The following is a 13,240-nucleotide window of genomic DNA, read 5'->3' on the forward strand; positions in this document are numbered from 1 at the left end:
TTATTCAATTCTTTTAATAAAATGTTTTATTTTAAAGCCCATCAAGACCAGCGAGCCAAAATAGATACAAATACCAACAATAACTAGCAAGAATAAATATCCAATTCTAGTTAGCATTGAGCCTGTAGACCAATCGGGTAATAACTGAGCTCCAAACCACAACGCTACTGACATCAATAAAACAGCAATAATAACCTTGAGTAAAAATCGATACCAACCTGGTTGTGGTTGGTAGAGTTTCTTCTTACGAAGTTGCCAAAACAATAAACCAGCATTAAAACATGCTGCAAGTCCAATTGATAATGAAAGGCCTGCATGTTGTAAAGGTCCTATAAAAGCCAGATTCATCAATTGCGTTAAAATAAGGGTTATTATTGCAATTTTCACCGGTGTTTTAATATCTTGTCTGGAATAAAATGCGGGGGCTAATACTTTAATCAAAATTAATCCAAGCAAACCAATTGAATAAGCGACTAATGCGCGTTGAGTCATCAAAGTATCATTTAAAGTAAATTGACCATACTCGAAAAGAGTTGATATTAATGGTTTAGAAATAACACCTAATGCCACAGTACTTGGCAAAGCTAATAAAAAACAGAGGCGAAGCCCCCAATCTAACAACTCTGAATATTGTTTGTGGTCACCTTTGGCAAAACTTTTGGCTAAAGAGGGTAACAAAATAGTTCCTAATGCAACACCTAGTACACCTGCAGGAAATTCCATTAATCTATCAGCATAATACATCCATGAAACAGAACCTGAAATCAAAAATGATGCAAATATTGTATTAATAATTAATGATATTTGACCGACTGATACACCTAAGATAGCGGGTCCCATCTGCTTTAACACTCGCCAAACACCGCTATCTTTAAAACTAATACGAGGCAAAACCAACATACCAATCTTTTTCAAATAAGGTAGCTGGTATAGCAATTGTAAAATTCCCCCTACCACAACAGAAACAGCTAACGCAAGCACTGGTGGATTAAAATAAGGGGTTAAGAATAAGGTAAAAGCAATCATGCTAATATTTAACAATGTTGGCACAAATGCAGGTACAGAAAAACGATTCCAAGTATTAAGTATAGCACCCACTAATGATGCAAGTGAGATAAAAAAGATATAAGGAAAAGTAATTCTCAGCATAATTGTTGCAAGTTCAAATTTATCTGATGATTCTTGCATAAAACCTGGTGCAGTTATCATTATAATAAATGGTGCAGTTACAACACCAATTAAAGTAACGATAGCTAATACCAGTGTTAATAAACCTGCGATATAAGCCACAAAAGTACGTGAAGCCTCAATGCCTTGCTGATTTTTATATTCAGCTAAAATCGGTACAAAAGCTTGGGAAAAAGCCCCTTCAGCAAAAATTCGTCGAAGTAAATTGGGCAGTTTAAAAGCAACAAAAAATGCATCCGTAGCCATTCCCGCTCCAAAAAAACGGGCAATAATAGCATCACGAACAAACCCCAAAACGCGTGAAACCATTGTCATTGAGCTAACTGTAGCTAAAGATTTTAAAAGATTCATATACGATTTATGTACCAAGTACATAGTCAAAAACGATTAATGAAGCATAGTCTACAAACTATTGTTCTAAATCACCATGATTTTTTAATAAACAGCCATTTTAGTATCACCGTCAGAATGATACTGAAGGTATATGTATCAACGATCTTTCAAAGGAATAAAAGGCATAAGTTCGCCAATGTTTTTATAGGCAGGACGTATAATTCGACGATCATCAAAATTAAGTTCTTCAATGCGATGAGCACACCAACCAACGATTCGCGACATAGCAAATAGTGGCGTGTAAACTTCTTTTGGTAACCCAATCATGTCATAAACAAAACCTGAATAAAAATCGACATTAGCACAGACTTGTTTTTTAGTTCTGGCATTTTTACGATTAACTATTGCATGAATCGCACGTTCCTCAAGTAAGTTTAGAAAGTTAAATTCTTTTTCTCGGCCTTTTTCTTGAGCAAGTTTATGGGCCATCTCTTTTAGCAACATGGCTCTTGGGTCTGATACGGTATAAACCGCATGACCAATACCATAAATTAACCCTTTTCTATCAAACACTTCTTTATTTAAAATACGTTGTAGATATGCATCAATTTCATTTGCATCAGTCCAATTTTTAATCTCTTCGGCAAGATGTTTAAGCATTTTTCCTACTTGCAAATTAGCCCCACCATGCAATGGACCTTTCAATGATCCTATACCTGCAGCAATAGATGAGTAAGTATCGGTACCCGTAGAACTCGTTACGCGAACGGTAAAAGTTGAATTATTCCCGCCACCATGTTCAGCATGAATAATCATGGCTAAATCAAGTACTCTTACATCAAGTTCTGTATATCTACCGGATCCTTTCATCATATAGAGAAAATTTTCTGCAATTGAAAAATCTTCGTGTGGATGGCGGATATGCAGTGATTTACCTTTAGCACTATGACTTAACATATTGTAAGCATAAGCAATAATTGCTGGGAATTTAGCAATTAAATCGATGGATTGACGCATTAAATTATCACGTGAGGTATCATCAGGTTCAGGATCATAAGTATACATTTCAAGAACAGTTCTAGCCAAAATGTTCATCACATCATGGCCTTCAAGTTCCATTATGGCAATCTTAGTTTGTTTTTCTAACGCCATCGACTCACAGAGTAAACGTGAAAAATCTCGTAATTCTTCTTTATCGGGTAAGTAACCAGATAATAATAAATAGATAGTTTCTTCAAACCCTGTTCGTCGCTCTTGTTGAGCATTATGAACCAGCTCTTCAATATCAATTCCTCGGTATAATAATTTACCGGCAATTGGTTTTAGTGAACCATCTTCTAAGCGTTCATAGCCTAATACATCACCAATTTTGGTTAATCCAACTAATACACCAGTATGATCTGCATTACGTAATCCACGTTTTACATTAAATTGTTCGAATAACTGCGATTCAATTTTACTAGTATTTTTAATGGTTTCCGATAATTTATAAACCAAGAACTTTTCTTTCATTAACCATCCCCTTTGAATTATAAATTATCGATAACTGCTTGAGTAAATTCAGTTGTTGATAATGATTGTCCATTTTGCATAAAGCGTGCTAAATCAGTTGTTGCTTTACCTAATTGAAACAAACTTTCCATCGCATTAGTGATTAATTGTCCTACTTCATGCCAACCTAAGTATTCAAACATCATCACTCCTGACAATATAAGTGATGATGGATTGGCTTGATTTTGACCTGCTATATCAGGTGCAGTACCATGTGTTGCTTCAAATATAGCATGTCCGGTTAAATAATTAATATTAGCACCTGGCGCAATACCAATACCACCAACCATGGCAGCCAGCTGATCCGATACATAATCACCATTGAGATTTAATGTTGCAACAACCGAATAGTCCTCAGGTTTTAATAATGTATTTTGTAAAAATGCATCACAAATAACATCTTTAATAATTAATTTAGAGTTTGCTTTAGCGGTTTGTAATGCTTGTTCTGCTGCTGCTTTACTTTGGGCCTTCTGAATTTTTGCATATTGATTCATGGTGAAAACTGCGTCAGCAAATTCTCTTTCCGCAAGTTCATAACCCCATTGCTTAAATCCACCTTCGGTAAATTTCATAATATTACCTTTATGAACAAGGGTCACAGATGGTAATTTATGTTGTAATGCATACTTGACTGCTGAGCGTATTAGGCGTTCAGATCCCTCAATTGAGACAGGTTTCACTCCAAAAGCTGAGGTTTTAGGGAACCTAACTTTAGTTACTTTCATTTGTTCAGATAAAAAATGATAAAACTTTTCAGCATCATCAGAACCTTGTTGCCATTCAATACCGGCGTATATATCTTCGGTATTTTCACGAAAAATGGTCATGTTTACTTTTTCAGGATGCTTTATTGGTGATTCAACACCTTTGAACCAACGGACAGGGCGCAAACAAACATAAAGATCTAATTCTTGTCGCAATGCAACATTTAGTGAGCGAATCCCTCCGCCAACAGGTGTCATTAATGGTCCTTTGATACCGATAAGATAATTTTTGAAGGCACTCATGGTCTCTTCAGGTAGCCATGATCCATTTAAATTAAACGACTTCTCACCAGCAAGTACTTCTTTCCATTGAATACTACGCTTACCTTGATAAGCTTTTTCAACTGCTTTATCAAAAATAGCTCGAGCAGCGTGCCAAATCTCTTTACCCACACCATCACCTTCAATAAAAGGAATCGTTGGATGATTTGGTACAACTAATTGTCCATTTTCAATTGAAACTTGCTGATTCATATTGTCTATTCCTCTTATTTTACTTAACTTCTTCTTTTAACTTATTCAATGCACTACCTGCCTTGAACCATTCAATTTGTGCTTGATTGTAAGTGTGCGAAACGGCGAAAGACTCTTTGCTACCATCACGATGATGAAGGGTTAATGTTAGATTTTTTCCCGGAGCAAAATTACTGAGTCCAGTAATGCTAATTTGATCATCTTCACGAATTTTGTCATAGTCATCTTTATTGACAAAGGTTAAAGCAAGCATACCTTGTTTTTTTAGATTGGTTTCATGAATACGAGCAAACGATTTAACTACGATGGCTTTAACATTTAAAAAACGTGGTTCCATTGCAGCATGTTCTCTTGATGAACCTTCACCATAATTCTCTTCAGCAACAACTATTGATCCGATTCCTTGTGATTTTAATTTACGCGCTAATGCTGGTACTTCAACATAATCTCCAGTTTGTGCATCCAAAACACAGTTCGTTTTTTGATTAAAGGCATTAACCGCACCTATTAGCATATTATTTGAAATATTATCTAGATGACCACGAAATTTTAGCCACTTTCCAGCCATTGAAATATGGTCTGTGGTACATTTACCAGTTGCTTTAATCAATAGTGGTTGCGAAATAATATCTTTACCATCCCAAGGAGTGAAAGGTAAAAGCTGTTGTAGTCGATCTGAATGAGGATCGATACGAACTTCAACTGCACTACCATCAGCTATTGGCCCAATATACCCAGCATCATCAACCGCAAATCCTTGTTTTGGCAACTCATCACCGAGTGGCTCAGGAAGTTTCACTTTTTCACCTTTAACATTAATGAGATGGTCAGTAAGTGGATTAAAGCTTAATTTACCTGCAATTGATAATGCCACTACAATTTCTGGGGAACAAACAAACGCATAAGTGTTTGGGCTACCATCATTACGTTTAGCAAAATTACGATTGAACGAGGTGACAATCGAATTTTTGTGTTCATCGGCAACTTCATCACGACGCCATTGCCCAATGCAAGGGCCACATGCGTTAGCCATAATAGCAGCACCTGCTTGTTCAAAACGACTTAAAATGCCATCACGTTTAGAAGTATATTTAACTTGCTCTGAGCCAGGATTGATAATTAATTTTGCATTTACTTTTAAGCCTAATTTATTAGCACTATCAATAACTGAAGCTGCGCGCATCATATCTTCATAAGAAGAATTAGTACATGATCCAATAAGTCCAACTTCCATATTGTCTGGATAATCGTGTTCTTTAACGGCAGAAGCAAGCTCTGAAATAGGATAAGCTAAGTCAGGTGTGAATGGACCATTCACATAAGGTTCTAAGGTCGATAAATTAATTTCAATAACTTGGTCATAATAATTTTCAGGTTGCTTTAAAATTTCTTTATCAGGATTGAAACAATCTACCAATGTATTAGCTAAATCCACTACTTCTTGACGACCAGTCATGGCAAGATAATCAGCAGATTTTTTACTGTAAGGGAAGATTGAGGTTGTTGCGCCTACTTCAGCTCCCATATTACAAATTGTTGCTTTACCAGTAGCTGATAACGACTCAGTACCTTCTCCAAAATATTCAATAATTGAATTAGTACCACCTTTAACGGTTAAAATGCCAGCTAGTTTTAAAATGACATCTTTTGGTGATGACCAGCCAGATAATTTTCCAATCAGCTTTACACCAATAATTTTTGGCATTTTTAGTTCCCACGGCATACCCGCCATCACGTCAACAGCATCAGCGCCACCGACACCAATGGCAATCATGGATAGGCCACCTGCATTAGGGGTATGCGAATCGGTACCGATCATCATACCACCAGGAAAGGCATAATTTTCAAGCACTACTTGGTGAATGATTCCTGCATCAGGCTTCCAAAACCCGATGCCATATTTGTTCGAAACATCACGTAAAAATTGATAAACTTCATGGTTATTACTTTCAGCAATGATGAGATCATCATGGGCATTTTTATAAGCTTGAATAAGGTGATCACAATGGACTGTTGAAGGTACCGCAACTCGTTTACGACCAGAATTCATTAATTGTAATAGTGCCATTTGTGCCGTTGCATCTTGCATAGCGACACGATCTGGGGAAAAATTTACATAATCTTCCCCTCTTTTATAAGCTTTAAGCTCTTCACCTTCAGCAAGATGGGCATAAAGGATTTTTTCCGTCAAGGTTAATGGTTTTCCAATTTTCTGGCGAATAAGATCAATTTTTTGCGGGTAATGTTGATAAATATCTTTTATTAAATCAATATCGAAAACCATAATTAAGCTCCCATTGCTTATATTATAATATCCTTTAGAGCCTTACTCACAATCAGGATGATTGAATATTTATTCTTTTTTTATGATTAAATATTCAGGCAATATAGCATTATTTTTGTTTTATGCAATCTTGCAGCAATACTTATTGTTAACTTTGATTAAAAACAATAAATTTAGATGTCATCGTTAACAGGAATTCTATACTAGCGAAATATTAAATATTATGCACATTAAAGAAAATTCAAAATTAGTAAATCCCATAAGTAAAAATAATGTAAAAAAAGTTGAGGAACGGGGTTTTTTAAGTCATTAAAATAGCGCCAACGCATTGTTTACTTACATTATTAAACTATGTTACATTGTTTTCCCGAATAATATTTACACTTTTTTTCATGAATCAAATAAAAAATACGTCACCATTAAAAACTGGTGGATTTTTAAATACAATAGAACGAATTGGAAACAAAATTCCTGATGTTACAACTCTTTTCTTTTATGCATTAATAATTTGTCTGGTTGCTTCATTATTACTTTCTTTTGTCAGCTTTAATTATATTAATCCAGTAACGCAAGAAAAACTGGCAGTAGTGAATATGTTAGCACCAAACCAATTAGTTACCTTTTTTACAAAACTTGTATCAAATTTTGTCTCATTTCCACCTCTTGGAATTACCATTGTAGCTACATTGGGTATTGGTATTGCTGAAAGCAGTGGCTATATTCATGTTCTGCTCAAAAAGTTATTAGCTATCACACCTAAAAAACTGGTTACTCCATCAGTTATTTTTGTCAGTATGGTTTGTCATATCGCGTCAGACTCTGCTTATGTAATTTTAATGCCTGTGTCAGCAATGATGTTTTATGCAACAGGGCGTCACCCATTAGCGGGGATTGCTGCTGCATTTGCTGGATTAGCTGGAGGTTTTAGTTCAAGCTATACCCCGTCAATTATTGATCCAATAATGCAAGGCTTTACACAAAGCGCCGCTCAAATTATTGACCCAACATATCAAGTCAATGTTCTTTGTAATTACTTTTTAAGTTTTGGTGGTACTTTCTTTGTATTGATAGCCTGCTGGTTTGTTACAGATAAGATTGTTGAGCCTCGCTTAAATGCCACGATGCCTTTAAACAATGATATTCAATTAGATAACATTGCTGATTCTCCTGAGATTTCACCAATTGAAAATAAAGCATTTAAAATTGCATCAGCTGTTTTTTTAATTATTGCTGTCGGCTTAGTATTGGTTTTATTACCAGAAGATTCTTTATTACGCGCACCCGACGGTAGTATGACGAGTAACAAAGCACCAATCATGCAAATTATTGTGCCGTTGTTATTTGTATTTTTTGCAATACCAGGCTTAATTCATGGCTTTATCACTGGCGCATTTAAATCATCGCGAGATATCGTCAAATCAATGGAAAATATTACTAAGTCACTTATTCCATTTATTGTTTTTGCTTTCTTTTGTGCGCAATTTTTATATGTATTTTCAAACTCACAAATTGGTACCTTAATTGCTATTGGTGGAGCTGAGTTTTTAAAAGCATTACATTTGCCATCAGTTGTTACTATTTTTGGCGTAATAATTCTAACTAGTCTGCTTAATGTGTTAATCACTTCAGCCTCTTCCAAATGGGCTATTTTAGCGCCGATTTTTGTTCCGATGCTTATGTCTGTGGGGATCTCGCCAGAATTAACCCAAGCAGCTTATCGTATCAGTTCAGCAGTTAATGTTAGCACGCCTATGTTTGCTTTTTATCCTTTGATCATTGCTTATTGTCAGCAGTATTGTAAAAACACTGGTGTGGGTACTTTAAGTTCGATGATGATCCCATATACGGCTGCTCTCTTAATTGCTTTGACAATAAATTTATTACTGTTTTGGTTTTTAGGTCTTCCTATCGGTTTTGATAGTGGTTATGTCTATCCTCCAATAACTAGTTAATCGCAGATAAGGATTTTAATCATGAATATTACCGAACAATTAGTTAAACGATTTTTACGTTATGTAAGTATTCCAAGCCAAAGCAAAGCTGGCTCGGCAGTTGTGCCCTCTACTCCAGGACAAACTAATTTAGCAAAACAACTTGAACAAGAGTTAATTGATTTGAAGTTACAAGATGTTCACCTTGATGAACATAGTATTGTGACAGCCAAATTAACCGGTAACCAACCTAATGCGCCAAAAATTGGCTTTGTTGCGCATCTTGATACTGTAGATGTCGCACTGTCAGAGAAGATTAATCCACAAAGGGTGACTTTTACTGGTGAAGATATCTTATTAAATAAAGACAAAGATATTTGGTTTAAGGTGGCAGAACATCCAGAGTTGAAAAAGTATCTCAATGAAGAGCTGCTCGTTACAGATGGTACCAGTGTTTTAGGCGCTGATAATAAAGCAGCAATTGCAGTTGTCATGACCATGTTAGATCAGTTGCAACAGCAAAATTGCCTACATGGTGATATTTATGTTGCTTTCGTACCAGATGAAGAAGTTGGGTTAAATGGCGCCAAAAAACTGGATCTGCAACGTTTTAAACCTGATTTTGCTTATACCATTGACTGCTGTGAATTGGGTGAAGTCGTTTATGAAACATTCAATGCTGGCTCGGTTACGTTTGAAATTGAGGGTGTATCTGCTCATCCTATGTCAGCAAAAAATGTCTTAATCAATCCAATTCGCATAGCGAATGATATTATTAACTGTTTTGATAGCTTTGAAACACCTGAACATACCGAAGGTAAAGAAGGATATTTTTGGTTTAATGATATTATTGGTAACCAAAGCACAACTACATTAAAAATGAGCATTCGTGATTTTGATTTAACTCGATATGACGCTCGTAAAACTTACATTCAAGATGTGGTTAGTTTTATCAGTCGTAAATATCCTAAAGCAAAAATTGAATGTCAAATTACTGATATCTATAGCAATATTGCTAATTATTTAGGTGATGATCGTCGTTGTATTGATTTGATTTACCAATCATTTGAATTATTGGGTATTAAACCAAATACTATCGCCATGCGTGGAGGAACAGATGGTTCAGCACTATCAGCAAGAGGACTCACCACGCCAAACTATTTTACTGGCGCACATAACTTCCATTCTTGTTTTGAGTTTTTACCATTATCATCATTCTTGAAATCATTCGAAGTCACGATGAAAATTATTGAATTAGCGGCGAAAGTTTAAAAATAATCAACAAGAGGGAATACCATTCCCTCTTAAAAATACTTATCGAATATTATAATTTATAACTTGCAGTTAATAAAAATGCGCGAGGAGTGCCTGGCATACTACTTGAGCGCCAATATTTTTTACCCAATAAATTGGTTAATGCTAAGGTTAGATCAACAGATCGTGTTTGATAACCGATTGCGGCATTCCATGTTCCATATCCAGGGCGTTTAACGAGGTTTTTATCATCATTATACATTGAACCTTTATAATCAAATCCCACTTCCGTGAACCAATCTTCATGAGGAAGGTAGCGAACACTTAGATAGCCACTATGTTTAGCTGTATTAGATAGGTATTTTCCTTGGTTAGCTGGTGTTTTTTTATCTTTATGCACTTTAGCTTGTTGATAACCAATACCGCTATTGATATACCAATTTTTACTTAATTGTCCAATAGCACTCAACTCTATTCCCTGACTGCGATCACTGCCTCTAACTTGCCAATTATAAGGATCATTGACCGAGTCAGGTTGATACCTAACATTATAAAGTTCAAGATCATAGAGTGCGATTTGAGTAGAGAGCTTATCATTAAACCAATCACTTTTGACACCGATTTCATACTGACGTGAATACTGAGGCTTATCATCATAAACAGTTTTAGAATCTGTAGCTATGGTTATTAAACCTCTACCACCATAAGGTGCAAAGTTTTTACTATACGAAGCATAAAAACTTTGAGACGCAATCGGTTGCCAAATTAAACCAATACGTGGACTTAAAGTGTGACCATCATATGACCGATTTTGATGATTCAATTTGTTATCTGAAGCAAATTCATAATTATCATAACGTAATCCTGCAAGTAATTTCCATTGTTCTGTAAAGCTGATGAGATCCTGCCAATATAACCCTCTAGAAGTAGCTTTATGATTAGTTTTGGTATTCAATGTTGTGAAGTGAGGCTTTTTAGAGCGCCAATGAGGATGATAAGGATCCACAGCTTCAGGATATTGGCTAGCTAAAGCTAATCGTGGTTCCCTTTTTTCAATGTTATATTCAACTCCGATTAACATATCATGGGCAATACTTGCAGTATTAAATTTACCGGCTAAATCAAGGGTATTACTGTAGGTTTTGTTCGAAGTTTCTTGCCAAGCTCGACGGAATTTTAATTTACCTTTGTAATTACACGGCTTACCATTGTTTAATTTCCCATTCCAATCACAATAATTACCAGCATAAAGATGATCGAAATTTTGGTCAGCTTTACGATACATATTTGTTAATTTAATAGACCAATGATGATCAAATTCATATCCCATCACCGAACGTAACGAATTAAAATTATCTTTCACATAATCATCTGGGTGAGCATAGGCCGTTTTGATTGAAACACCTCTTGGTAAATCATAATAAGCCGGCGCCCTATCTGGTTTACGCCATAATTTATCATTTGTATATTGTACTAACCAATTAAATCCGTTTAGATTATCATACAAAACGCTTGGCGAAACCATTGTATCTCGTTGTTTAATGCCTTTACGAAAACCTTTATCTGATTGGTGATCTATAGTCATTCGTACGGCAAGTTCATCACTTAAAACATGGTTAACATCTATCATTCCACCATATTTATCCCAAGATCCACCTCGTAAACTCAAGGTAGACGGTGAATCAAAATTTGCCTGCTTACTGATCATATTTATGATTCCACCACCTGAACCTCGACCATAAAGTACCGAAGCAGGTCCCTTTAAAATTTCAATTCGCTCTATATTAGCTGTACTTTGTCTAACTTGTCCGCTAGCACGGACACCATCTCGGTAAATATCGCCGGAACTGGCAGAAAACCCTCTAATTTTGATACCTTCATCTCGCATATCATAAGTTGCATCGACTCCGGGTAATTTATTGACAATGACACTGAGATCAGTTTGTCCATAAATTTTTTGTTGTTCAAGGTTAATCGAATTAATGGTTTGAGGAATATCCTTTATTTCAAAGGTTTGTTTAGTTGCAGTTGATGATAGTTTTATGCGCTGATCATTATTATCCTTAGCGACTACCTTCATAGTTTCAATATCATCATTAACTTTATCTTGGGCGTAAGCTATAAAAGTAAATAAGCCCAGAGTACATGGGAAGACTAATTGATTAACTAATTTCATTATTTTTCCTATTGTTTGATTAATTTTAAAACAACAGTTATTAATGATAATGATTGTTATTTGCGATTACAACTTTTTTCTATCTTGACGGCTTTCAATATAAACCTTAAATCATATTTTTATAAAAATATAAATTTGATTTGAAAGTCTCTAAGTTAATTAGTGGATGATATGGTAATATTTTGATTATTTGATTTTTTTTGAATTATCTTCTAATAACTAACAGTGGATTTTATTAAAATAGATTTTTAATCAGATCACCAACCGACAAGTTTAGTATGTCTAGTTTGTTTGGAAGATAAATTCATTATGTAAGATGAAGTGGTGGGTCGTGAGCGATTCGAACGCTCGACAAACGGATTAAAAGTCCGCTGCTCTACCGACTGAGCTAACAACCCATTTTGATAGAATTACTTTCTGCTTTATTACTTAACGCTTCAAGCAATTTCGGGTTGCTATAATACTTATAATTATAAGGCGGTGCAACCCTTTTATTGCTATTTTTATTCAATAGCTGGTTATTTATACATTTTATTATAACGATGCTATTTTTTTATTTGCTAGATCAACTGTCTTTTTATCTTTAGGGTATTTATTTACGACTTGTTGAAATACAGTTTTGGCATTCTTTTTATCACCTTTATCAAGTAAAATTAAACCCACTTTATAAAGGCTATCTGCTGCTTTTGGAGAAGATGGAAAATCTTTTACTACTGTTGCATAATAAAATGATGCATTATCTTTTTTTCCTTTTTTATAACAAAGTTGACCAAGCCAATAATTTACATTTGCACGGTAACTTGTCTTTGGGTAGGCTTTTAGATAATTTTGAAAGGCTATAATTACGTCATCACTCTGTTTGTCATCATTAATATATTGCATGACGTAATTATAATCCGCTTTATCATCACCTGAAGTAGACCATCCAGATAAACCTGAAGATGATGATGGCGATGCCCCAGCATCAGTGCTTGATGTTGAATCAGAACTGTCACCTTGGGCTTCATCATTTGAATTTGATGAGAATCCTGTCCCATTAGTCATTTGCTGTAATATCATTTTTTGGCGTTCAATTGTTTGATTAAGTTGATGCTTAGTTTCTTCCAATTGACCACGAAGTGTATCTACATCTGATTGTAGATCATTAATTTTTTGTTGATTTTGAATTATCAACTGTCCTTGCGCTTGTATTGTTCTATCCACATCAGAACTACCAGCAGCACAACCATATCCAGCAAATAATAAAAATAAGGACATTGTGAGTATTTTTTTATACATATTA

At 35.1% G+C, this 13,240-nt stretch carries 8 protein-coding genes and 1 tRNA gene; 2 read left to right on the top strand and 7 right to left on the bottom strand.

The window, feature by feature from the left end:
* From murJ to GYM76_RS08715, 4 genes are all read right to left on the bottom strand, one after another.
* A complete protein-coding gene (murJ, locus tag GYM76_RS08700; protein ID WP_220225228.1) occupies positions 1-1,539 on the bottom strand; it encodes a murein biosynthesis integral membrane protein MurJ in 1,539 nt (512 codons plus the stop codon).
* 138 nt (positions 1,540-1,677) lie between these two features.
* A complete protein-coding gene (locus tag GYM76_RS08705; RefSeq protein ID WP_220225229.1) occupies positions 1,678-3,033 on the bottom strand; it encodes a citrate/2-methylcitrate synthase in 1,356 nt (451 codons plus the stop codon).
* A 17-nt stretch (positions 3,034-3,050) separates the two neighbouring features.
* Complete coding sequence (icd, locus tag GYM76_RS08710; protein ID WP_220225230.1) at positions 3,051-4,313, bottom strand: NADP-dependent isocitrate dehydrogenase; 1,263 nt, start codon at positions 4,311-4,313, stop codon at positions 3,051-3,053.
* 19 nt (positions 4,314-4,332) lie between these two features.
* Positions 4,333-6,597, bottom strand: a complete 2,265-nt coding sequence (locus tag GYM76_RS08715; RefSeq protein WP_065562442.1) for an aconitate hydratase — start codon at positions 6,595-6,597, stop codon at positions 4,333-4,335.
* Between the two features lie 392 nt (positions 6,598-6,989).
* Here GYM76_RS08715 and GYM76_RS08720 point away from each other — a divergent pair, with 392 nt between their 5' ends.
* Positions 6,990-8,549, top strand: coding sequence for an AbgT family transporter (locus tag GYM76_RS08720; RefSeq protein ID WP_065735161.1), 1,560 nt, complete (start codon positions 6,990-6,992; stop codon positions 8,547-8,549).
* Between the two features lie 21 nt (positions 8,550-8,570).
* Positions 8,571-9,800, top strand: coding sequence for a peptidase T (pepT, locus tag GYM76_RS08725; RefSeq protein WP_220225231.1), 1,230 nt, complete (start codon positions 8,571-8,573; stop codon positions 9,798-9,800).
* 52 nt (positions 9,801-9,852) lie between these two features.
* On the opposite strand, the gene GYM76_RS08730 is transcribed toward pepT, so the two are convergent.
* The 3 genes from GYM76_RS08730 to ybgF all read right to left on the bottom strand — a co-directional run bounded on the left by GYM76_RS08730 (position 9,853) and on the right by ybgF (position 13,236).
* Positions 9,853-11,958: a TonB-dependent siderophore receptor gene (locus tag GYM76_RS08730; RefSeq protein ID WP_220225232.1), complete on the bottom strand. Its 2,106-nt coding sequence runs from the start codon at positions 11,956-11,958 to the stop codon at positions 9,853-9,855.
* 322 nt (positions 11,959-12,280) lie between these two features.
* A tRNA-Lys gene (locus tag GYM76_RS08735) sits at positions 12,281-12,356 on the bottom strand.
* Positions 12,357-12,492: 136 nt separating this feature from the next.
* Complete coding sequence (ybgF, locus tag GYM76_RS08740; RefSeq protein ID WP_220225233.1) at positions 12,493-13,236, bottom strand: tol-pal system protein YbgF; 744 nt, start codon at positions 13,234-13,236, stop codon at positions 12,493-12,495.
* Between the last annotated feature and the right edge of the window lie 4 nt (positions 13,237-13,240).

The sequence above is a fragment of the Gilliamella sp. ESL0443 genome (genome assembly GCF_019469165.1).
Taxonomy (GTDB): domain Bacteria; phylum Pseudomonadota; class Gammaproteobacteria; order Enterobacterales; family Orbaceae; genus Gilliamella; species Gilliamella apicola_E.

Bases quoted from the DNA above. Each gene is read 5' to 3' on its own strand.
- GYM76_RS08705 (WP_220225229.1), bottom strand. From the start codon at position 3,033: ATGAAAGAAAAGTTCTTGGTTTATAAATTATCGGAAACCATTAAAAAT.
- GYM76_RS08720 (WP_065735161.1), top strand. From the start codon at position 6,990: ATGAATCAAATAAAAAATACGTCACCATTAAAAACTGGTGGATTTTTA.
- pepT (WP_220225231.1), top strand. From the start codon at position 8,571: ATGAATATTACCGAACAATTAGTTAAACGATTTTTACGTTATGTAAGT.
- ybgF (WP_220225233.1), bottom strand. From the start codon at position 13,236: ATGTATAAAAAAATACTCACAATGTCCTTATTTTTATTATTTGCTGGA.
- icd (WP_220225230.1), bottom strand. From the start codon at position 4,313: ATGAATCAGCAAGTTTCAATTGAAAATGGACAATTAGTTGTACCAAAT.
- GYM76_RS08730 (WP_220225232.1), bottom strand. From the start codon at position 11,958: ATGAAATTAGTTAATCAATTAGTCTTCCCATGTACTCTGGGCTTATTT.
- GYM76_RS08715 (WP_065562442.1), bottom strand. From the start codon at position 6,597: ATGGTTTTCGATATTGATTTAATAAAAGATATTTATCAACATTACCCG.
- murJ (WP_220225228.1), bottom strand. From the start codon at position 1,539: ATGAATCTTTTAAAATCTTTAGCTACAGTTAGCTCAATGACAATGGTT.